General features: G+C 66.4%; 19 protein-coding genes. 12 read left to right on the top strand and 7 right to left on the bottom strand.

Going from position 1 to position 21,953, the window contains the following annotated elements:
- Window positions 1-292 precede the first annotated feature (292 nt).
- Together ACCC94_RS09145 and hslO are read right to left on the bottom strand one after the other, a co-directional pair.
- On the bottom strand, window positions 293-1,834 hold the full coding sequence (locus tag ACCC94_RS09145; RefSeq protein ID WP_413349053.1) for a phosphoenolpyruvate carboxykinase: 1,542 nt from the start codon (window positions 1,832-1,834) through the stop codon (window positions 293-295).
- A gap of 168 nt (window positions 1,835-2,002) precedes the next feature.
- Window positions 2,003-2,896, bottom strand: a complete 894-nt coding sequence (gene hslO, locus ACCC94_RS09150; RefSeq protein ID WP_413349054.1) for an Hsp33 family molecular chaperone HslO — start codon at window positions 2,894-2,896, stop codon at window positions 2,003-2,005.
- Between the two features lie 118 nt (window positions 2,897-3,014).
- Here hslO and ACCC94_RS09155 point away from each other — a divergent pair, with 118 nt between their 5' ends.
- On the top strand, window positions 3,015-3,815 hold the full coding sequence (locus ACCC94_RS09155) for a phosphatase PAP2 family protein (protein WP_413349056.1): 801 nt from the start codon (window positions 3,015-3,017) through the stop codon (window positions 3,813-3,815).
- A gap of 46 nt (window positions 3,816-3,861) precedes the next feature.
- Here the strand turns inward: ACCC94_RS09155 and ACCC94_RS09160 are convergent, their stop codons facing one another.
- Complete coding sequence (locus ACCC94_RS09160; protein WP_413349058.1) at window positions 3,862-4,254, bottom strand: RNA-binding S4 domain-containing protein; 393 nt, start codon at window positions 4,252-4,254, stop codon at window positions 3,862-3,864.
- Window positions 4,255-4,388: 134 nt separating this feature from the next.
- Here ACCC94_RS09160 and ACCC94_RS09165 point away from each other — a divergent pair, with 134 nt between their 5' ends.
- The 3 genes from ACCC94_RS09165 to ACCC94_RS09175 all read left to right on the top strand — a co-directional run bounded on the left by ACCC94_RS09165 (window position 4,389) and on the right by ACCC94_RS09175 (window position 6,953).
- Complete coding sequence (locus tag ACCC94_RS09165; protein ID WP_413349078.1) at window positions 4,389-4,832, top strand: ATP-dependent zinc protease; 444 nt, start codon at window positions 4,389-4,391, stop codon at window positions 4,830-4,832.
- Window positions 4,829-5,734 (top strand): 30S ribosomal protein S6--L-glutamate ligase, encoded by a 906-nt coding sequence (rimK, locus tag ACCC94_RS09170; protein WP_038803545.1) that lies wholly within the window; start codon window positions 4,829-4,831, stop codon window positions 5,732-5,734. The genes ACCC94_RS09165 and rimK overlap by 4 nt, the downstream gene beginning before the upstream one ends.
- 289 nt (window positions 5,735-6,023) lie before the next feature.
- Complete coding sequence (locus tag ACCC94_RS09175) at window positions 6,024-6,953, top strand: S66 peptidase family protein (RefSeq protein ID WP_413349060.1); 930 nt, start codon at window positions 6,024-6,026, stop codon at window positions 6,951-6,953.
- A 15-nt stretch (window positions 6,954-6,968) separates the two neighbouring features.
- Here ACCC94_RS09175 and ACCC94_RS09180 read toward each other — a convergent pair whose 3' ends face one another.
- Both ACCC94_RS09180 and ompR read right to left on the bottom strand, forming a co-directional pair.
- On the bottom strand, window positions 6,969-8,288 hold the full coding sequence (locus ACCC94_RS09180; protein ID WP_413349061.1) for an ATP-binding protein: 1,320 nt from the start codon (window positions 8,286-8,288) through the stop codon (window positions 6,969-6,971).
- 104 nt (window positions 8,289-8,392) lie between these two features.
- Entirely contained in the window at window positions 8,393-9,133 is a 741-nt protein-coding gene (gene ompR / locus ACCC94_RS09185; RefSeq protein WP_017520858.1) for a two-component system response regulator OmpR, read from the bottom strand.
- Between the two features lie 221 nt (window positions 9,134-9,354).
- On the opposite strand from ompR, the gene ACCC94_RS09190 reads away from it, so the two are divergent.
- The 4 genes from ACCC94_RS09190 (at window position 9,355) to ACCC94_RS09205 (ending at window position 14,237) form a co-directional block, all read left to right on the top strand.
- Window positions 9,355-11,697: a Tex family protein gene (locus tag ACCC94_RS09190; protein WP_413349063.1), complete on the top strand. Its 2,343-nt coding sequence runs from the start codon at window positions 9,355-9,357 to the stop codon at window positions 11,695-11,697.
- A 37-nt stretch (window positions 11,698-11,734) separates the two neighbouring features.
- Window positions 11,735-12,097 carry a PaaI family thioesterase gene (locus ACCC94_RS09195; protein ID WP_405307451.1) on the top strand — a complete coding sequence of 121 codons (363 nt, stop codon included), beginning with the start codon at window positions 11,735-11,737 and terminating at the stop codon, window positions 12,095-12,097.
- A 165-nt stretch (window positions 12,098-12,262) separates the two neighbouring features.
- Window positions 12,263-13,849, top strand: a complete 1,587-nt coding sequence (gene gshA / locus ACCC94_RS09200; RefSeq protein WP_413349064.1) for a glutamate--cysteine ligase — start codon at window positions 12,263-12,265, stop codon at window positions 13,847-13,849.
- A 139-nt stretch (window positions 13,850-13,988) separates the two neighbouring features.
- The gene (locus ACCC94_RS09205; protein ID WP_413349066.1) at window positions 13,989-14,237 is read left to right on the top strand and encodes a hypothetical protein; all 249 of its coding nucleotides are present in this window, start codon (window positions 13,989-13,991) and stop codon (window positions 14,235-14,237) included.
- Here the strand turns inward: ACCC94_RS09205 and argA are convergent, their stop codons facing one another.
- Together argA and argE are read right to left on the bottom strand one after the other, a co-directional pair.
- Window positions 14,238-15,536: an amino-acid N-acetyltransferase gene (gene argA, locus ACCC94_RS09210; RefSeq protein ID WP_413349067.1), complete on the bottom strand. Its 1,299-nt coding sequence runs from the start codon at window positions 15,534-15,536 to the stop codon at window positions 14,238-14,240. It abuts the gene before it with no gap.
- Window positions 15,537-15,731: 195 nt separating this feature from the next.
- Window positions 15,732-16,871, bottom strand: coding sequence for an acetylornithine deacetylase (gene argE, locus ACCC94_RS09215; RefSeq protein ID WP_413349069.1), 1,140 nt, complete (start codon window positions 16,869-16,871; stop codon window positions 15,732-15,734).
- Window positions 16,872-17,056: 185 nt separating this feature from the next.
- On the opposite strand from argE, the gene ACCC94_RS09220 reads away from it, so the two are divergent.
- The 4 genes from ACCC94_RS09220 to ACCC94_RS09235 all read left to right on the top strand — a co-directional run bounded on the left by ACCC94_RS09220 (window position 17,057) and on the right by ACCC94_RS09235 (window position 21,851).
- Window positions 17,057-18,421, top strand: a complete 1,365-nt coding sequence (locus ACCC94_RS09220) for an inorganic triphosphatase (RefSeq protein ID WP_413349070.1) — start codon at window positions 17,057-17,059, stop codon at window positions 18,419-18,421.
- Between the two features lie 152 nt (window positions 18,422-18,573).
- Complete coding sequence (locus ACCC94_RS09225; RefSeq protein WP_413349071.1) at window positions 18,574-20,358, top strand: GspE/PulE family protein; 1,785 nt, start codon at window positions 18,574-18,576, stop codon at window positions 20,356-20,358.
- Between the two features lie 120 nt (window positions 20,359-20,478).
- A complete protein-coding gene (locus ACCC94_RS09230) occupies window positions 20,479-21,405 on the top strand; it encodes an SPFH domain-containing protein (RefSeq protein WP_413349073.1) in 927 nt (308 codons plus the stop codon).
- Window positions 21,405-21,851 (top strand): NfeD family protein, encoded by a 447-nt coding sequence (locus tag ACCC94_RS09235; protein ID WP_413349075.1) that lies wholly within the window; start codon window positions 21,405-21,407, stop codon window positions 21,849-21,851. Before ACCC94_RS09230 ends, ACCC94_RS09235 begins: the two co-directional genes overlap by 1 nt.
- Window positions 21,852-21,953: the final 102 nt, after the last annotated feature.

Genomic DNA, 21,953 nt, shown 5'->3' on the forward strand with positions numbered 1-21,953 from the left:
CCGCGTAGGAGCGGGCCCATGCCCACGATTGCGCGAATGGTCCGCTCCTCGGATAGTGCTGTGCAGGCCTCAGCCCTCTCCCCCGCCCTCTCCCTGAAGGGAGAGGGAGCTGCATGTACCGGCTGACACCATGGTTTCGTCCTGCACCGAACAGTCCCCTCTCCCTTCAGGGAGAGGGTTAGGGAGAGGGAGTCCAGGAACAGAATTCCAGGAAAAGACTGGTATCGCCTACAAAAAAGCCGTGCAAATAAAAAAGCCGCCCGAAGGCGGCTCTTTCGCAGAACGGGCTCGCTTACAGCTGCGGGCCGGCGTTCTTGATGGCGTCGCTCACGTCGAACTTCTTGAAGTTCTCGATGAACTTGCTGGCCAGGCCCTTGGCGGCTTCGTCGTAGGCAGCCTTGTCTTCCCAGGTGTTGCGCGGGTTGAGCAGGACGGTCTCGACGCCCGGAACGGCCTTGGGCACGTCCAGGTTGATGATGTCCAGGTGCTCGGTCTCGGCGCCGATCAGAGCACCGCTCTGGATGGCGGCGATCACGCCACGGGTGGTCGGGATGTTGAAGCGCTTGCCAACACCGTAGCCACCGCCGGTCCAGCCGGTGTTGACCAGGTAGACCTTGGAACCGAAGGCCTTGATGCGCTTGATCAGCAGCTCGGCGTAGACGCCGGCCGGACGCGGGAAGAACGGTGCGCCGAAGCAGGTGGAGAAGGTCGACTTGATGCCGCCGCCCGAACCCATTTCGGTGGAACCGACCAGCGCGGTGTAGCCGGACAGGAAGTGGTAGGCCGCCTGCTCGTTGTTCAGGATCGACACCGGCGGCAGAACGCCGGTCAGGTCGCAGGTCAGGAAGATCACGGCGTTCGGTTCGCCGCCGAGGTTCTTCTCGGAACGCTTCTCGACGTTCTCCAGCGGGTAGGCCGCGCGGGAGTTCTGGGTCAGGCTGTCATCGGCGTAGTCAGGGGTGCGGTTGTCGTCGAGCACGACGTTTTCCAGCACGGCGCCGAACTTGATGGCTTTCCAGATGACCGGCTCGTTCTTCTCGGACAGGTCGATGCACTTGGCATAGCAGCCGCCTTCGATGTTGAAGACAACGCCTTCGCCCCAGCCGTGCTCGTCGTCGCCGATCAGGTAGCGGCTTTCGTCGGCCGACAGGGTGGTCTTGCCGGTGCCCGACAGGCCGAAGAACAGGGTCACGTCGCCGGCTTCGCCGATGTTGGCGGCGCAGTGCATCGGCAGCACGTCTTTTTCCGGCAGCAGGTAGTTCTGCACGCCGAACATGGCCTTCTTCATTTCACCGGCGTAGCGCATGCCGGCGATCAGCACCTTCTTCTGGGCGAAGTTGAGGATCACGCAGCCATCGGAGTTGGTGCCGTCACGCTCGGGCACGCACTCGAAGTTGGCGACGTTGAGGACCTGCCACTCTTCGCGGCCGGCCGGGTTGTACTGCTCCGGCTCGATGAACAGCGCACGGCCGAACAGGTTCTGCCAGGCGGTGGCGGTGGTCATCTTCACGGCCAGGTAGTGCTCGTGGGCCGAACCTACATGGACGTGGGAAACGAAATGGTCCTGGGCGTTGTTGAAGGCCTGGACACGGTCCCACAGGGCATCGAACTTGTCGGCCGGGAACGGACGGTTGATGGCGCCCCAAGCGATGAAATCCTTGCTGCCCGGCTCTTCGACGATGAATCGGTCGGCAGGCGAGCGGCCGGTGCGGTGGCCGGTACGTACGACCAGCGAGCCGTTGTCGGCGAGTTCGCCTTCGCCGCGGCGAATGGCTTCCTCGACCAGTTGGGCAACGCTGATGTCGGTGTAAACGGCTTTATTGGCTTGCGTCATGTGGGTCCCCGTCGGCCGAAGCCGAGTCCTCCAAACATTGCGTAGTGACTTCTAATTCCCACTACCGCGGAAAAAAGTCGCGGGATTATGCCAGAAAAGAACTGTTCTCGTGCAGCCTCTGATCTGGCGAGAGCGCCATTGGTTCGGCTATCGGACAAATCGAAGCGGTCAATGGCGGGTTTCTGACGGTGTCTGGCTGCCGCCGCCCGAGAACAGCTGGGCAACGTCCGAACCATCGAAGCGATAGCGCTGGTTGCAGAACTGGCAGTCGATGACGATCTCGCCATCCTCCTCGGCCAGCAGACGCTCGGCGTCTTCCTGCCCAAGACTGACCAGCGCGTTGGCCGAGCGTTCCCGCGAGCAACTGCAGCGGAACACCAGCGGCTGCGGATCGAACAGGCGCACGTCGTCCTCGTGGTACAGGCGGTGCAGCACGGTAGCGTTGTCCAGGCCCAGCAGCTCCTCGGCGGTGAGGGTGTCGGCCAGGGTGCTGACGTGCTGCCAGGCCGCTTCCCGCGACTCGGCGTCGCGCTGGCGGTCGGCCGGCAGCTGCTGCAGCAGCAGGCCACGGGCGCGACGGCTGTCGGCATTGAGCCAGAAACGGGTCGGCAACTGCTCGGAGGTGGCGAAGTAGGTCGACAGGCAGTCGGCCAGGGTCGCGCCTTCCAGCGGCACGATGCCCTGGTAGCGCTTGCCGTTCTTCGGATCGACGGTGAGGGTCAGCACGCCATGGGGCATCAGCTCGGCGAGGCCGGCGGTATCGCCGATGGCATCCGCGTCGTAGCGAGCCAGGCCGCGCACTTCGCGGTCGCTGGAGCATTCGACCATCAGCAGCGGCACGGCGCCGTTGGAGCGCGCCTGCAATACCAGCAGCCCGTCGAACTTCAGGGTGCCGCACAGCAGCGCGGCGGCAGCCAGCATCTCTCCCAGCAGCTGGGCGACCGGCTGCGGGTAGGGGTGCTTGGCCAGTACTTCGGCGTAGCTGCGGTCCAGCTCCACCAGTTCACCGCGAACGTCGGTGTTGTCGAACAGGAAACGCTGACTTTGATCGATCTGGGACATGCTTGGCACAACGCTGCGATAGGCACAAATAAATGACAAGTTGATGGCAAAGGCCTATAAAGCGCGCTTTGCAGCACCCACCCATACTCGGGGGGTTCCGTAAGGGGGTATCGATTTTATGGACAAAACCACGCCGTTCCAAGCCACCTGGTCCTGGAAGCCCTTCATCGCCTGCCACCTGATGGCGCTCGTCCTGCTCCTGCTGTGGCTCTGGGAGCCCGCTCGCAGCGCGATGGACCTGTTCGATTTCAGCCTGTTCAGCCTGCTCAACCAGCCGCTGGCGACCAACGAGGCCTGGCGCCTGACCTGGGCCGTGGCCAGCACCCGGCCGTTCGACCTGCTGGTCGGAGTGATCCTGCTGCTGCTGATGATCCGTGGCGACTGGATCTTCAAGGCCACCCAGGTCCGCGCGGCCACCTTCGGCTTCTTATGTGCGGCCGTGGTGCTGGTGGTGGTGCGCATCCTCTACGCCAAGATCGCCCACAAGCTGGGCTGGCAGCACGCAAGTATCTCGGCCGTTGCGCCGGATGCCGTGCGCCTGGAGAACTTCTTCCCGCAGTGGCAGAACACCGCATTCGAGGTGAAGGACGAATCCGCCCGCAGCTTCCCTGGCGACCACGCCTCGGTGCTGCTGATCTGGGCGTTGTTCCTCACCCTGTTCGCCCGCAACGCGCTGCAATGGGTGGTGATCTGGGGCCTGGCGCTGCTGTTCATGCTGCCGCGCCTGGTCGCTGGCGCGCACTGGGGCCAGGACGACTACATCGGCGGCGTGCAGATGGCACTGGTGGCGCTGGCCTGGAGCTGCTTCACCCCCTTCGCCGCCGTGGGCAGCGCCGCGCTGGTACGCTGGACCGACCCGCTGTTCCGCCTGGTCGCGAAGATTCCCCTGCTCAACCGCCTGAGCGTCATCGCGGCCTGAAGCGCTGCCCGATCCCGGCGAGGCGCCAGCTGCCCTCGCCGGCCGATCACTCCTGCTCGCGGAAGCTGAACAGCTGGCGGCGCTGCTTCTTGGTCGGCCGGCCGTCGGTCTGCATGCCCAGCGCGCCCGCCTTGCGCAACGCCGAAGCATCCTCGCGACGCTTCACGCTGTCGGCCGTCTCTTCATAGAGCAACTGCGCCTCGGGCGCGCCGCGACGCACCATCGACAGCGCCTTCACCACCACCGTGCGTTCGTCGAAGCCGGTGCGGATCACATACTCCTCTCCCACCTTCGGCTCCTTGCCCGGCTTGCAGCGTTCGCCCCGGCAATGCACCTTGCCGCCGTCGATGGCTTCCTTGGCCAGGGAGCGGGTCTTGTAGAAGCGCGCCGCCCACAGCCACTTGTCCAGGCGGACCTTGTCGTCGTCTTTTTCGCTCACTTCACATCCTCGTCATGCAGGTCTGAGAGTGTACCCCGCGCCCCGCTGGCGGGGCACAACCGGCCTGACTAGAATGCCGGCAAACGCCGGGGACACCAGCCTTGAAGACTTTCGACCAGCTGTCGGTAATTGGTCTGCGCGAATGGATTGCCCTGCCCGAACTGGGCATGGTCGGCCTGCGCGCGAAGATCGATACCGGCGCCAGTACCTCCAGCCTGCATGCCAGCGACATCGTGCCCTTCCAGCGCGGTGGGCAGAGCTGGGTACGCTTCGTCGCCCACCTGGGTACCCAGGTGCAGCGTCGTCATCGCTGCGAGGCGCCGGTGGTAACGATGAAGACCATCAAGAGCTCCAACGGCCACGCCCAGACCCGCTACGTGATCCGCACCCTGCTGGCGCTGGGCGACCGCGCCTGGTCGGTGGAATTCACCCTGGCCTGCCGCAAGACCATGCGCTACCGCGTGCTGCTAGGCTCCAAGGCTCTGGTGCAGGGCCAGCTGGTGGTCAACCCAGGCCTCACCTACGTGCAAGACAAACCCCTCATCATGGTTCCCGCCGCCCTTCCAGGTGATCAATGAAAATTGCTGTGCTGTCGCGCAACCCGCGCCTGTATTCCACCCGTCGGCTGGTGGAGGCCGGGCAGCAGCGCGGCCACGAGATGGTGGTGATCGACACCCTCCGCGCCTACATGAACATCGCCAGCCACAAGCCGCAGATCCACTACCGCGGCAAGCCGCTGGAAGGATTCGACGCGGTGATCCCGCGCATCGGCGCCTCGGTGACCTTCTATGGCTGCGCCGTGCTGCGCCAGTTCGAGATGATGGGCGTGTTCCCGCTCAACGAATCGGTGGCCATCGCCCGCTCCCGCGACAAGTTGCGTTCGCTGCAGTTGCTCTCGCGCAAGGGCATCGGCCTGCCGGTGACCGGCTTCGCCCACTCCCCCGATGACGTGCCCGACCTGATCGAGATGGTCGGTGGCGCCCCCTTGGTGATCAAGCTGCTGGAAGGCACCCAGGGCATCGGCGTGGTGCTCTGCGAGACGGAGAAGGCCGCCGAATCCGTGCTGGAGGCCTTCATGGGGCTCAAGCACAACATCATGGTGCAGGAGTACATCAAGGAGGCCGGCGGCGCCGACATCCGCTGCTTCGTGGTCGGCGACAAGGTGATCGCCTCGATGAAGCGCCAGGCCGCGGCCGGCGAGTTCCGCTCCAACCTGCACCGCGGCGGCAGCGCCAGCCTGATCAAGATCACCCCGGAAGAACGCATGACCGCCATCCGCGCCGCCAAGGTCATGGGCCTGCACGTCGCCGGTGTCGACATCCTGCGCTCCAACCACGGGCCGCTGGTGATGGAGGTGAACTCCTCGCCGGGCCTGGAAGGCATCGAGACCACCACCGGCAAGGACATCGCCGGGGTGATCATCGAGTACCTGGAGAAGAATGGCGGGCCGCATCTGGCGCGGACCAAGGGCAAGGGGTGAACCGCGCTCCTGCTTTTTTGTAGGAGCGAGCTTGTGACCTACAGGGATGTAGGGAATGCCGTTATCCGTAGGGAACGGATTCGGCCGCGAACCGCCCACCTCCGCGCCACTGTGCTCTTCGTAGGAGCGAGCTTGCTCGCGAACCGCCTCACTCCACGCGCCTGACGGCGGATAAAGCGTTCCGCTTTATTCGCCCTACGGTGTCCTTCCTCAACCGTCATTGCCAGGCTGAACCCTTCGCGAGCAAGCTCGCTCCTACAGGTTCTCTCCACCGCTACCGGATGTACTCATGCCCGCTTCCCGCCCCCACGCCGAACTCACCTGGTCGCCCATCGAAGGCCGCGTCGCGCTGGTTGCGCCGGCCTCGGCGATTGCCGAGGAAGTGCTGGAGGCCACCCTGCGCCAGCTGGAGGTGCAGGGCATCGATTACCACCTGGGCGAGCATGCCGACGCGCGCTACCGCTACCTGGCCGGCACGCCGGAGCAGCGCCTGGAGGACTTCCACGCCGCCTTCGAACTGGACGACGTCAGCGCCGTCTGGTGCCTGCGCGGCGGCTACGGCTGTGGACAACTCATCCCGCAACTGGATTGGCAGCGCCTCAGGGCCGCCTCGCCGCGCCCGCTGATCGGCTTCTCGGACATCTCCATCCTGCTCAGCGCCTTCCACCGGCAAGGCCTGCCGGCAATCCACGGCATGGTCGCCACCGGGCTCGGCCTGCAACCGTTGAGCGCGCCCAGCGAACAGCGCGAGCGCCTGGCTTCGCTGGCCTCGATCAGCCATGTGCTGGCGGGCACTCCCGGCAAGCTGCCGATCCAGCATCTGGCGGGACCGAAGGAGGCGGTGGACGGCGAACTGATCGGCGGCAACCTCACCGCGCTGGCCTGCATGGCCGGCACCGAAGGCGCGCTGTACGTGCCGGACGGCGCGATCCTGATCCTCGAAGACGTCGGAGAGCCCTACTACCGCCTCGAGCGCAGCCTGTGGCAGCTGCTGAACAGCCTGAACGGCGCTCGCCTGGGCGCGATCTGCCTGGGCACCTTCACCGATTGCCCGCGCAAGGGCGTGGCCCACAGCCTGGAAGAAATCTTCGCCGAGTACGCCGCGCAGCTGGGCGTACCGCTCTACCACGGCCTGCCCAGCGGCCACGGCGCGCACAACCGTGCCTGGCCCTACGGGCGCCGGGCGGTCCTGGAAGGCAAGAGCCTGCGCTGGGAATAACGCCCGGCGCGGGGATCAGTGGGCGTCCCGCGGCAGCAGCAGCCCCAGCGGCAGGCAGACGCGCGCTTCCACCCCACCGCCCTCGCGATTGCGCAGCTCGATGCTGCCGCCGTGCTGTTCGGCGATGCGCTTGACGATGGCCAGCCCCAGGCCGGTGCCCTTGCCGCCACGCGCTTTGTCGCCACGGAAGAAGGGGTTGAAGATGTTCTCCAGTTCCTGCGGATCGACACCCGCGCCGCGGTCCAGCACGCTGAGCACCACGTAGGGCGCGCCGCCACCGCCGGCCACGTGGGCCGCCACTTCGACCTTGCCGCCGCCGTGGTTCAGGCCGTTCTCGATCAGGTTGCCGAGCAGGCGCTTGATCGACACCCGGCGGAAGCGGAACAGCGGCAGCGTCTCCAGGCAAAGGCGCACGCGATTGCCGTTCTGGTTGAAGGCATCGGCCACTTCGCGGATCAGGTCGGCAAGATCGCCCTCCTCCACCGATTCGTCGCGCCCGTCGCGGATGAAGGCGAGGAACTGGTCGAGGATGGCATCCATGTCCTCGATGTCGCGAACCATGTCCTCGACCATTTCGCGGTCGCTGTCGGGCATCAGCTCCAGCGACAGGCGCAGGCGCGTCAGCGGCGTGCGCAGGTCATGGGAAACCCCCGCCAGCATCAGCTCGCGTTCGCGGCCGGCCTGCTCGACGTCGTCGGCCATCTGGTTGAAGGCGCGGTACACCTCGGCCATTTCGCTGGGCGTTTCCGGCCCCAGCGGCAGGCGCACGCTGCGCCCCTTGCCGAACTCGCGGGAGGCGAACACCAGGCGCTTGAGCGGCTGGCTGAGCAGGCGCACGAAGATCCAGGCGGCAGCGGTGGACAGCAGGCCGATGCCGAGGAACCAGCCGAGCACGCTCCAGATCTGCTGGCCGCGCAGCGGGTGCGGGTACAGCGGTACGCCGATCCAGCCCTCGCCCAGGGTCGGTGCGCGCACCCAGAGCATCGACGGATGGTGGATGCGCAGCCGGGTCTCGGTGTCGATGCCCAGCTCCATGCGCATCTGCCGCTGGAAGATTTCCGTATAGGGCCAGTGCACTTCCTCCGGCTGCCCCTGCTCGTGGGGCGCCCATTTCAGCCCGGCGGACTGGGCGATGGCCTCGCGCGACTTCTCGTCTGCCGCCCAGTAGGCGCGCACGGTCAGCGCCGCGCCGTGGCTGTACTGGCGGTCGACCAGCATGTCTTCGTTCATCAGCAGGTAGACCAGGGTCAGCGCCTTGGAGAACAGCACGACGATGAGCACCAGCCAGAGGGTGCGGGCGAAGAAGCTTTGCGGGAACCAGAGGGGTGTTTTCAAGAGGGCGTTACCAGGAAGCACAACCTGTAGGAGCGAGCTTGCTCGCGAACAAACCCTCATGCCGATGCGGGTTCGCGAGCAAGCTCGCTCCTACAAAAGAAACATCACTTGCGGGCGGCGCCATCCGGCACGAATACATAACCCACGCCCCAGACGGTCTGGATATAGCGTGGCTTGGACGGATCGGGCTCGATCAGCCGGCGCAGGCGGGAAATCTGCACGTCGATGGAGCGCTCCAGGGCGTCCCACTCGCGGCCGCGGGCCAGGTTCATCAGCTTGTCGCGGGTCAGCGGCTCGCGGGCGTGCTGCACCAGGGCCTTGAGCACGGCGAACTCACCGGTGGTGAGCATATGCACTTCCTCGCCCTTCTTCAGCTCGCGGGTGGCCAGGTGCAGTTCGTAGTCGCCGAAGGTGACGACCTCGTCCTCGCCCGCCGGCGCGCCCGGCACCAGCGGCGCCTGACGGCGCAGCACGGCCTTGATCCGCGCCAGCAGTTCGCGCGGGTTGAAGGGCTTGGCCAGGTAGTCGTCGGCGCCCTGCTCAAGGCCGGAGATACGGCTGGACTCGTCGCCCTTGGCGGTGAGCATGATGATCGGGATCTGGTTGTTCGACTCGCGCAGGCGCTTGCACGCCGAGAGGCCATCCTCGCCGGGCATCATCAGGTCCAGCACCACCAGCTGGAACAGCTCGCGGGCCAGCAGGCGGTCCATCTGCTCGGTGTTTTCGACAGCGCGAACACGGTAGCCCTGCTCATCGAGGAAGCGTTCCAGCAGACGGCGCAGGCGCGCGTCGTCATCGACCACGAGGATCTTTTCGCCTTCGGGCAGGGTGGCAGCGTTGCTCATGGAAACTCCCAGAATCTGATTCGGCGGGCATTATCGCCCAGCAGCCGCGCATCACGGCTTGTCCATTGTTAGCAGATTTTTCCCCGACCAGTCGCCCACCCGGTGAAATTGTCGCGGGTATAATGCGGCGCTTTTGCGGCGGGGCGTTGTCATAGACGCCTGCCCGACGCTCCGGCGCGGCAGCCAAGCCCCGTATTTCGTTGGTTTCACCAGGTGGATTCATGGACAGCATCAACACCCGTATCGCCGAAGAGCTTTCCGCACTGCCCTCCGGCCGCGTTCAACCGCAGCAAGTCGCCGCTGCCGTCGCCCTGCTCGATGAAGGCTCCACCGTCCCCTTCATCGCCCGTTACCGCAAGGAAGTCACCGGCAGCCTGGACGACACCCAGTTGCGCATGCTCGAAGAGCGCCTGCGTTACCTGCGCGAGCTGGAAGACCGCCGTGGCGCGATCCTCGCCAGCATCGAGGAACAGGGCAAGCTGACCCCGGAACTGGCCCGCGAGATCAAGCTCGCCGACACCAAGACCCGCCTCGAAGACCTTTACCTGCCCTATAAGCAGAAGCGCCGCACCAAGGGCCAGATCGCCCTGGAAGCGGGCCTCGGCGAGCTGGCCGACGCGCTGTTCAATGATCCGACGCTGACGCCGGAAACCGAGGCCGCACGCTTCATCGATGCCGAGAAGGGCTTCGCCGATACCCGCGCCGTGCTCGAGGGCGCCAAGTACATCCTGATGGAGCGCTTCGCCGAGGACGCCACCCTGCTGGAGCGCCTGCGCGGCTTCCTCAAGGACAACGCCACCCTCACCGCGCGCATGGTGCCGGGCAAGGAGACCGAAGGCGCCAAGTTCAGCGACTACTTCGAGCACGACGAGCCGCTGAAGAACACCCCGTCGCACCGCGCCCTGGCGATCTTCCGCGGCCGCAACGAAGGCATCCTGAGCGTCGCGCTGAAGGTCGGCGAAGAGCTGCCCGGCACCTCGCACCCCTGCGAGATCATGATCGGCGAGCGCTTCGGTGTGAGCAACCAGGGCCGCGCCGCCGACAAGTGGCTGTCCGAGGTGGTGCGCTGGACCTGGAAGGTCAAGCTCTACACCCACCTGGAAACCGATCTGCTGGGCGAGCTGCGCGACGCCGCCGACGCCGAGGCGATCAACGTCTTCGCGCGCAACCTGCACGACCTGCTGCTGGCCGCTCCGGCCGGCCCGCGCGCCACCCTGGGCCTGGACCCGGGCCTGCGCACCGGCGTAAAGGTCGCCGTGGTCGATGCCACCGGCAAGCTGCTGGACACCGCCACCGTCTACCCGCACGCGCCGAAGAACCAGTGGGACCAGACCATCGCCGTGCTCGCCGCGCTGTGCGCCAAGCACCAGGTGGAACTGATCGCCATCGGCAACGGCACCGCCAGCCGCGAGACCGACAAGCTGGCCGCCGAACTGATCAGGAAATACCCGGCGCTCAAGTGCACCAAGATCATGGTCAGCGAGGCCGGCGCTTCGGTGTATTCGGCTTCCGAGCTGGCCGCGAAGGAATTCCCGGAGCTGGACGTGTCGCTGCGTGGCGCCGTCTCCATCGCCCGCCGCCTGCAGGACCCGCTGGCCGAGCTGGTGAAGATCGAGCCGAAATCCATCGGCGTCGGCCAGTACCAGCACGACGTCTCCCAGCTGCAGCTCGCGCGCAGCCTCGACGCGGTGGTGGAAGACTGCGTGAACGCCGTGGGCGTGGACGTGAACACCGCCTCCGCCGCCCTGCTGGCGCGCATCTCCGGCCTCAATAGCACCCTGGCGCAGAACATCGTCGCGCACCGTGACGCCAACGGCGCCTTCCGCACCCGCGACGACCTGCGCAAGGTCAGCCGCCTGGGCGACAAGACCTTCGAGCAGGCCGCCGGCTTCCTCCGCGTGATGAACGGCGACAACCCGCTGGACGCCTCCGCGGTGCACCCGGAAACCTACCCGCTGGTGCAGCGCATCGCCGCAGACACCGGCCGCGACGTGCGCTCGCTGATCGGCGACTCGGGCTTCCTCAAGCGCCTGGACCCGAAGAAGTTCACCGACGAGCAGTTCGGCCTGCCCACCGTCACCGACATCCTCAAGGAACTGGACAAGCCCGGCCGCGACCCGCGTCCGGAGTTCAAGACCGCCGAGTTCCAGGAAGGCGTCGAGAGCCTCAAGGACCTGACGCCGGGTATGGTGCTCGAAGGCGTGGTGACCAACGTCACCAACTTCGGCGCCTTCGTCGACATCGGCGTCCACCAGGACGGCCTGGTGCACATCTCCGCGCTGTCGGAGAAGTTCGTCAAGGACCCGTACGAAGTGGTCAAGGCCGGTGACATCGTCAAGGTCAAGGTCATGGAGGTGGATATCCCGCGCAACCGCGTCGGCCTGTCCATGCGCATGAGCGACACCCCCGGCGAGAAGGTCGAGGGTCCGCGTGGCGGCGGTCGCCCCGGCAACGGCGCGCCGCGCGGTGAACGCAACGCTGCCCCGCGCCAGCAGGAGAAGGCCCCGGCGAACAACGCCATGGCCTCGCTGTTCGCCAACGCCAAGCAACTGAAGAAGAAGTAAGGAAGGTTCCATGAGCGAGATGCCCGCCCGCGAGCTGATGATCAGCCGCTTCAGCGAAACCATCGGCGTGCAGCCGATCCGTGTCGCTGACGGCGAAGCCGAGGTGCTGCTGCCGATGGCCGAGCACCTGCGCAATCGCGGCAACGTCATGCACGGCGGTGCGCTGTTCACGCTGATGGACATGACCATGGGCCTGGCCTGTTCCAGCGCCCATGGTTTCGACCGGCAGAGCGTCACCCTGGAATGCAAGATCAACTACATCCGCGCGGTCGCCGAAGGCGAGGTGCGCTGTGTGGCAAAGGTTCTGCACGCCGGACGCCGCTCGCTGGTGGTCGAGGCCGACATCCACCAGGGCGACAAGCTGGTCGCCAAGGGACAAGGCACCTTCGCCCAGCTGTAAATAGCGTCAGCGCAACTGACCTATGCTGTAGTCCGGAGCCCCCGAAAGGCGGGCGCCGGCGCGGCGTTTCCCCGAGCCAGGCGACCACGCCGGTTGTGTTCTCCCCTTGTAGACCGCCCAGTCCACCCCCATAGTGGGGCGATTGCCGTGTGAAGGACTTCCAACTTGAGCGACCAACTCTCCCGCCGCCTGGCCCTGCTTGGCGATGCCGCCAACCTGTCCCTGCTCACCCAGTGCCTGCACGGTATCGAGCGCGAATGCCTGCGCGTCGACGAACGCGGCAAGCTCGCCCTGACCCCGCATCCGCGCACCCTGGGCTCGGCGCTGACCAACCCGCAGATCACCACGGACTACTCCGAGTCGCTGCTGGAGTTCATCACCCCGACCTCCACCAGCGTCGAGAAGACCCTCGACGAGCTGGGTGAAATCCACCGGTTTGCCAGCGGCAAGCTCGACGGCGAGTACCTGTGGAGCCCGTCCATGCCCTGCGAGCTGCCGGATGAGGAGACCATCCCGATCGCCCGCTACGGCAGCTCGCACATCGGTCGCCTGAAGTACGTCTACCGCAAGGGCCTGGCCCTGCGCTACGGCAAGACCATGCAGTGCATCGCCGGCATCCATTACAACTTCTCCCTGCCCGAGGGCCTCTGGGAGCTGTTGCGCCAGGAGGAAGGCAGCGAGAAGAGCGCGCGGGACTTCCAGTCGCACCGCTACATCGCGATGATCCGCAACTTCCGCCGCTATAGCTGGCTGCTGATGTACCTGTTCGGCGCATCCCCGGCGCTGGACGCCGGTTTCCTGCGCGGTCGCCCGCACGGCCTGGAAGCCTTCGACGAACACACCCTCTACCTGCCCTACGCCACCAGCCTGCGCATGAGCGACCTGGGTTACCAGAACAACGCCCAGGCCGGCCTGACGCCCTGCTACAACGACCTGGACAGCTATATCGACAGCCTGCGCCGCGCGGTGAGCACGCCGTATGCGCCGTACGAAAAGGTCGGCACCAAGGTCGATGGCGAGTGGGTGCAGCTCAACACCAACATCCTGCAGATCGAGAACGAGTACTACTCGAGCATCCGCCCGAAACGCGTCACCTACACCGGCGAGCGCCCGATCCAGGCGCTGATGGCCCGCGGCGTGCAGTACGTCGAGGCGCGCTGCCTGGACATCAACCCCTTCCTGCCGCTGGGCATCGACGTCACCGAGGCGCGCTTCCTTGACGCCTTCCTGCTCTACTGCGCGCTCTCCGACAGCCCGCCGCTGGGCGGCTGCGAGTGCGGCTCGGCCACCAGCAACTTCCTCAAGGTGGTCAAGGAGGGGCGTCGTCCGGGCCTGAAGCTGGAGCGCGGCGGCCAGCCGGTCGAGATGAAGGACTGGGCGAGCGCCCTGCTCGACGGCATTGCGCCGATCATCGACCTGCTCGACCGCGCCAACGGCAGCAACCTGCACGCACAAAGCCTGGCCGAGCAGCGCGCCAAGGTCGCCGACGCCGACCTGACCCCTTCGGCGAAGGTCCTGGCGGAAATGCGCGAGCGTGGCGAGAGCTTCGAAGCCTTCGCCCTGCGCTACAGCCGCCAGCATGCCGCCACGCTTCAGGGCGAGCCGCTGTCGGTCAAAGAACAGGCGCGCTTCGAAGCCATGGCCAGCCAATCCCTGGCCGAACAGGCGGAGCTGGAGAAACAGCCCGAAGGCGATTTCGACACCTTCGTCGCCGCCTACCAGGCGAGCATACTCGGCCTGATCAGCGTCTGACGGTGCAGGAAATCGCTGACACGCAGCTCATAGAGTTCTGATCGGCATCCTGTGAGGGCGGGGGGAAAATTCTCCTCCCTGCGGATCGCGACCGGCACGGCCGGCGCCATCTGCGCAAGCCTTCTCAGGAATGCGTTCCATGTCTTCCCCCTCATCCCCCTGGACTCTCCACCAGCTGGAGACCGCCTACAAGCAGGGCTATCTGGAAGCGCTGCTCGAGCGCCAGCCCCGCCGCCCCACCCATGAAGTCCTGGCCGCGAGCTGGGAAGCCGGTTGGCTCGATGGCAGCGAACGGCTGCGCCAGCACCGGGCCCAGGCAGTACCTCGCAAGGCACTGCCGCTGGCGGTGCAGATCAGGCACTCGGTGAGGCTGTCGGCGAAAACCTGATCAGAGGGTCTTCTCGAACACCTGCGAGTTACGCTGGTAGTTGTACAGCGACGCCCGCGCCGCCGGCAGGCGCTCGACGCTGCTGGGCTGGAAGCCGCGCTCGCGGAACCAGTGGGCGGTCCGCGTGGTGAGCACGTAGAGGGTCTTCAGGCCGAGATTGCGTGCGCGCTGTTCGATGCGTTCCAGCAGGTCGTCGCCGCGTCCGCCGTGGCGGTACTCCGGGTTCACTGCCAAGCACGCCAGCTCGCCCGAGTCCGAATCGGCGATGGGATAAAGTGCCGCGCAGGCGATGATCAGCCCTTCGCGCTCGACGATGCTGAACTGCTCGATCTCGCGCTCCAGCACCTCGCGGGAGCGACGCACGAGAATGCCCTGTTCTTCCAGCGGGCGGATCAGTTCCAGCAACCCGCCAACGTCCTCGATACCCGCTTCGCGCAGCTGTTCGAACTGCTCCTGGGCCACCAGGGTGCCGTTGCCGGTGCGGGTGAACAGCTCGCTGAGCAGCGAGCCGTCCTCGGTGTAGCTGACGATATGGCTGCGCCGCACGCCCGCGCGACAGGCCTGGGCGGCGGCATCCAGCAGCTCGCCCTGATAGCTCGCGCCCAGGCGCTCCAGGTGCGCCGGTACCTGCTGCGGGCGCAGCTCGCGCACCAGCTTGCCGGCGTCGTCCATCAGGCCGCGCTCGGCTCCGTAGAGGATCAGCTTGTCCGCGCCCAGGTCGATGGCCGCGCGCATGGCCACGTCCTCGCAGGCCAGGTTGAAGATTTCCCCGGTGGGCGAATAACCCAGCGGCGAGAGCAGCACGATGCTGCGCTCGTCGAGCTGGCGGTTGATGCCCTTGCGGTCGATGCGGCGGACTTCGCCGGTGTGGTGGTAGTCGATGCCGTCGACCACGCCGATCGGCCGCGCGGTGACGAAGTTGCCGGCCGTCACGCGCAGCCGCGAGCCCTGCATCGGCGAGGCGGCCATGTCCATGGACAGGCGCGCTTCGATGGAGATGCGCAGGCTGCCGACGGCGTCGATCACGCAATCCAGGGTCGGCGCATCGGTGACGCGCAGGCCGCGGTGGAAGCGCGGCGCCAGCCCGTGGGCGGCCAGGCGCGCCTCGATCTGCGGGCGCGAGCCGTGCACCAGCACCAGGCGTACACCCAGGCTGTGCAGCAGTACCAGGTCGTGGACGATATTGCCGAAATTGGGGTCTTCGACACCCTCGCCGGGGAGCATCACCACGAAGGTGCAGTCCCGGTGCGAGTTGATGTAGGGCGAAGCGTGGCGCAGCCAGTTGACGTAGTCGTGCATTGCTTGAAAAGCCTGTCGTTCGAGTGGGCGGAAATCTGTCGGATGCGGCCGGAGCACGGCCAGGGGCGGCGCGGTTATCGTCGTCGCAGGAACATCGACAGGTTTCTCCTCTTGGATAGGTCGGGCCCGTTGTCGGGGCGCTCTACAGGCAACTCTTCAGCAACAGTTTAACGGGCAATCCCTAGAGGCTGCCGTTCATAAGCAGTAGTGCCGGATCAGTCCGCGCAGCAGGTCCACGCATGGCTCGATACGGTTGAGCTCGAGGTATTCGTCCGGCTGGTGGGCGCAGGCGATGTCGCCGGGCCCCAGTACCAGGGTCTGGCAGCCGAGCTGCTGAAGATACGGTGCTTCGGTGCCAAAGGCTACCGCTTGTGCCGTGTGTCCGGTCAGACTTTCGGCCAGCCGCACCAGCTCGCTCTGCGCCGGCTCCTCGAAGGGCGGCACGGCAGGGAACAGCGGCGCGTAGTCGATCTTCACCGCATGGCGTTCGGCGACCGGCTTGAGCCGCTCGCGGATGGCCTGGCGCAGGGCCTCGGGCTGCATGCCAGGCAGCGGACGCAGGTCGAATTCCAGCGCGCACTGGCCGCAGATGCGGTTGGGGTTGTCGCCGCCGTGGATGCAGCCCAGGTTCAGGGTCGGCTGCGGCACGCTGAACTGCGGGTTGTTGTACTCCCGCTGCCACTCACCGCGCAGGCCCTGCAATTCGCCCATCACCGCCTGCATCGCCTCCAGCGCGCTGCGCCCCAGGCTCGGGTCGGAGGAATGCCCGCTCTGCCCGAGAATGTCGATGCGCTCCATCATCACCCCCTTGTGCAGGCGGATCGGCTTGAGGTTGGTCGGCTCGCCGATCACCGCCGCGCGGCCCAGCGGCCGTCCCGCCTCGGCCAGGGCGCGGGCGCCGGCCATGGAGCTTTCCTCGTCGCAGGTGGCGAGGATGATCAGCGGCTGCTTGAACGGCTGCTCCAGCAGGGGCAAAAGGGCTTCGATGGCGAGCGCGAAGAAGCCCTTCATGTCGCAGGAGCCCAGGCCGAACCAGTGCCCGTCGCGCTCGGTCAGCCCCAGCGGGTCGCTTTTCCACAGGGCCTCATCGTAGGGCACGGTATCGGTGTGCCCGGCCAGCACCAGCCCGCCGGGGCCGCTGCCCAGGGTGGCGAGCAGGTTGAACTTGCCCGGCGCCACCGGCTGCATCTCGCAGGCAAAGCCCAGGTCCACCAGCCAGTTGCCCAGCAGCTCGACCACCGGGCGGTTGGACTGGTCCAGGGCGGGCTGGGTGCAACTGACCGAGGGGAGCGCGATCAGCTCGGCGAAGCGTTGTTTGAGCGGCGGCAACGGCATGGCTTTCTCCAGAAGACGGACTCCACTATGGACCATGCAGCGGTGCGGTAAAACCTCGCGGCGCCCGGCAGGAACGCCGAAGTCCTGTAAACTGCATGACTCTGTAGTCTTTTTCGCGCCCGTCGCCTTGCCCCTGCAAGGCCGATCGAAGAACCGGGCGCGCCCGCTCTGAACCGGACCCCGCCATGCAGAAAGAAACCGAAATCAAACTGCGCGCCAGTCGCGAGACCCTCGAAGCACTGCGCGAGCACCCGGCGCTGAAGAAGCGCAACAAATCCGGCTGGGAGCCCCGCGAGCTGTTCAACCAGTACTACGACACCCCGGCCCGCGACCTGGCCCGCGCCCGCGTGGCGCTGCGCCTGCGCAAGGACGGCGAGCAGTTCATCCAGACCCTGAAGACCCGCGGCCAGAGCGTGGCCGGCCTGTCCGAGCGCAACGAGTGGGACTGGTACCTGGAGAAGAACAAGCTCGACCTGAAGAAACTCGACGACCAGTGCTGGCCGGCCGCCCTGGCCGACCTGGACAAGAAGAGCCTGAAACCGATCTTCAGCACCGACTTCACCCGCCAGCGCGCCGAGATCGCCTGGGGCCGCGGCAAGGCCAAGGTGGTGATCGAAGCCGCGCTGGACCTGGGCAAGGTCGTCGCCGGCAAGCAGGAAGAGGAAATCTGCGAGCTGGAACTGGAACTGCGCCAGGGCGAGCCCGAGGCGCTGCTGGAACTGGCCATCGAGCTGGCCGCCGACCTTGCGCTGATGCCCTGTGACATCAGCAAGGCCGAGCGCGGCTATCGGCTGTTCGATCCGGCCAGCTACAGCATCCAGCCCGACACCCAGAAGCTGCTGCATGAAACCCCGCTGGACGGCGCCTTCGCCGCGCTGTCCTGGTCGCTGCTGGGCAGCAGCCAGCGCCTGGCCGAGCAATACCGTTTCAACGGCCACTGGAGCCTGCTGGAAAGCTGGCTGCAGCAGCTGGTCGACCTGCGCGCCCTGCTCGGCAGCCTCGGCCAGGCCGTGCCGCGCGCCAGCACCCGCGAACTGCGCGCCGCCCTCGACGCGCTGATCGCCGACTGGCAGCCGCGCATCGAGCTGGGTCGCCATGACGAATCCGTGCGCCAGCAGATGCCGGCCGCCTTCCGCGAGGAACTGGCCAACCTGCGCTGGGGTCAGTTCTCCCTGAGCACTTCGCGCTGGTTGCTGGGCAAGGCCTGGACCCTGGAGCGCAACGAGCGCGCCAACCGCCTGGGCGCCTCCGCCGTCGGCAAGTGGCTGCAGCGCACCCTGGCCGAAGAGGCCCAGGCCATGCCGCTGCAACGCGCCCAGCAACTGCCCGAGGTACTCGCCGACCAACTGCCGCGCCTGCAGCGCATGCTGGTCTGGCTGCGCCTGGCGCGCGGCGTGCTGGAGCTGCCGGAAACCGACCGCCTGTACGGCGAACTGGCCAAGCTGCAGGAGCTGCTCGTCACTCCCGAGATCGAGGGGCGCCTGGATGCCCTCGCGGCCCAGGCCCATACTGTGCTGACCCTCAAGCCGTGGAAGGCGCTTTTGAAATAAGCTTCAGCAGAGCGGCGCGCTCGGGCTCTTCGTAGGAGGGAGCTAGCTCGCGAACCTCGTTGGCACGGTGCCGCATCGGGTTCGCGAGCAAGCTCGCTCCTACAAGACCGTGCCCCGGACTGTCGCTCTCACCACGACCAACAGGAGTCCGCATGTCCGTCTTTGCCCCATCCGCCCAGGATCGCCTGCTCGACCTGGGCGATATCCTGCGCGAGCTGGTCACCCAGGGTCGCGTCGACCAGAACGACGCGGAGCAGTGCCTGGCGATCCGCCGCAGCGCGGTGAAGAACCAGCAGCACCCGCTGGAATTCCTTGCCGCGCAGCAGGTGGAGGACCGCCAGCGGCCGGGGCGCAAGCTGGACCTGGAAACCCTGGTGCACTGGCTGGCGGACTTCTCCGGCCAGCCTTACCAGCGCATCGACCCGCTGAAGATCGACGTCGCCGCCCTCACACCATTGATGTCCTACGCCTTCGCCCAGCGCCACCAGATCCTCGCGGTGGCGGTGAGCCCGGACGAGGTCACCATCGCCAGCGCGCAGCCCTTCGTGCATGCCTGGGAGAGCAACCTCACCCACGTGCTCAAGCGCCCGATCAAGCGCGTGGTGGCCAACCCGGTGGACATCCAGCGCTTCACCGTGGAGTTCTACCGCCTGGCCAAGTCGGTCAGCGGCGCCACCGCCAAGGACCAGAAGATCAGCGGCGTCGGCAACTTCGAGCAACTGCTCAACCTGGGCGCCAGCGACCAGGAGCCCGATGCCAACGACGCGCACATCGTCACCATCGTCGACTGGCTGTTCCAGTACGCCTTCCAGCAGCGCGCCAGCGATATCCATATCGAGCCGCGCCGCGAGCAGGGCACGGTGCGCTTCCGCATCGACGGCGTGCTGCACAACGTCTACCAGTTCCCGCCACAGGTCAGCATGGCAGTGGTCAGCCGCCTGAAGTCCCTGGGCCGGATGAACGTCGCCGAAAAGCGCAAGCCGCAGGACGGCCGGGTAAAGACCAAGACCCCGGACGGCGCCGAAGTCGAACTGCGCCTCTCGACCCTGCCCACCGCCTTCGGCGAGAAGATGGTAATGCGGATCTTCGATCCCGAGGTACTGCTCAAGACCTTCGACCAGTTGGGCTTCTCCCCGGACGACCTGCGCCGCTGGGAGAGCATGACCAGCCAGCCCAACGGCATCATCCTGGTCACCGGGCCCACGGGTTCGGGCAAGACCACCACGCTCTACACCACGCTCAAGCAGCTGGCGACCGACGAGGTCAACCTCTGCACCATCGAGGACCCGATCGAGATGATCGAGCCCTCGTTCAACCAGATGCAGGTGCAGCACAACATCGACCTGACCTTCGCCAGCGGCGTGCGCGCCCTGCTGCGCCAGGACCCGGACATCATCATGGTCGGCGAGATCCGTGACCTGGAAACCGCCGAGATGGCGATCCAGGCGGCGCTCACCGGCCACCTGGTGCTCTCCACCCTGCACACCAACGACTCGCCCACCGCCATCACCCGCCTGCTGGAACTGGGCGTGCCCTACTACCTGATCCGCGCCACGGTGCTCGGCGTCATGGCCCAGCGCCTGGTCCGTACCCTCTGCCCGCACTGCAAGGCGCCGATCGAACTGCACGAAGAGGACTGGCAGGAAGTCACCCGCCCGTGGAACGCCCCGCTGCCCACCGGCGCGCACCAGGCGGTCGGCTGCCTGGAATGCCGCGACACCGGCTACCGCGGGCGTGCCGGCGTCTACGAGATCATGCTGCTGAGCGAATCGCTGAAGGAGCTGATCACCGCCGACACCGACCTGATTCCGCTGCGCCGCCAGGCCTTCAAGGAAGGCATGCGCAGCCTGCGCCTGTCCGGCGCGCAGAAGGTCGCGGCGGGCCTGACAACCATCGAGGAAGTCATGCGCGTCACCCCGCAGAGCGAGCAGAAGTAGGCTGTCCGTCAGGCGCCTGAGGAAATATCTCCGGGCAGATGCTGCATTTTCCTACATACCAATCTGGTGTGCTGGCTACACTCGGTCCTTTTTATCCATTCCAGACAAGGAGTCTCTCGCATGGAAATCGGCAGCGTCGCCCTGCTCTTCGTCATCCTCGCCATCGTCATCGTCCTCATGGGGTTCAAGGTCGTGCCCCAGGGCTACGAATGGACCATCGAGCGTTTCGGCCGCTACACCGTCACCCTGAAGCCGGGCCTGAGCATCATCATTCCGGTGGCGGACCGCGTCGGGCAGAAGATCAACATGATGGAGCGCGTGCTCGACGTGCCGCCGCAGGAAGCCATCAGCGCCGACAACGCCATCGTGCAGATCGACGCCGTGTGCTTCTTCCAGGTGGTCGATGCGGCGCAGGCGGCCTATGAAGTGAGCGGGCTGGAAAACGCCGTGCGCAACCTGGTGATGACCAACATCCGCACCGTGCTCGGCTCCATGGAGCTGGACCACATGCTCAGCCAGCGCGACGCGATCAACGAACGCCTGCTGCGCACCGTCGACGAGGCCACCGCGCCCTGGGGCCTGAAGGTCACCCGTATCGAGATCAAGGACATCAGCCCGCCGGCCGACCTGGTGGAAGCCATGGCCAGCCAGATGAAGGCCGAGCGCCTGAAGCGCGCGCAGATCCTCGAAGCCGAAGGCCGCCGCGCTGCGGAAATCCTCACCGCCGAGGGCAAGAAGCAGGCTCAGATCCTCGAAGCCGAGGGCCTGCGCCAGTCGGCCTTCCTCGAATCCGAAGCCCGCGAGCGCCAGGCCGAGGCGGAAGCCAAGGCGACCCAGGTGGTCTCCCAGGCCATCGCCAGCGGCAACGTGCAGGCAATCAACTATTTCGTCGCGCAGAAGTACGTCGACGCCCTCGGCCAACTGGCCAGCTCCAACAACAGCAAGATCGTGCTGATGCCGCTGGAAGCCAGCCAGGTGATCGGCGCGGTCGGCGGCATCGGCGAAATCGTCAAGGCCACCTTCGGCGAAACCAAGGGCCGTAGCTGATGGCCGCCTTTCTCCAGAACCTCGGTTTCTGGGACTGGCTGGGCCTGGGCATCGTCCTGCTGATCCTGGAAATCTTCGGCGCCGGTGGCTACCTGCTGTGGATCGGCATCGCTGCGGCGCTGACCGGCGTGCTGTCGTTCCTGCTGCCGGGGCTGGACTGGGTCTGGCAGTGCCTGGCCTTCGGCGTGCTGGCGATCCTTACCGCGCTCTACTGGTGGAACCACCAGCGAATCAACAAGCGCCAGGCCGTACCTTCCAGCCTCAACCGTCGCGGCAGCGAACTGGTCGGCCGGCAATTCGCCCTGCATGACGCCATCGTCGGCGGCCGCGGCAAGATCCGCGTCGGCGACAGCGTCTGGCTGGTCAGCGGGCCGGATTTGCCGGTGGGTGCGCAGGTGCGCGTGACCGGGCAGGATGGCGTGCTGCTGCTCGTCGAGCCGATCTGAGCACCGATCAAACCGGAGTCTGTAGGAGCGGGGGGGGGGGGCCCCCCCCCCCCCCCCCGGGGGGGGGGGGGGGGGGGCCGGGGGCGCCAGAAAAAAACAAAA

The organism is Pseudomonas sp. Pseusp97 (assembly GCF_047304025.1).
Lineage (GTDB): Bacteria > Pseudomonadota > Gammaproteobacteria > Pseudomonadales > Pseudomonadaceae > Pseudomonas.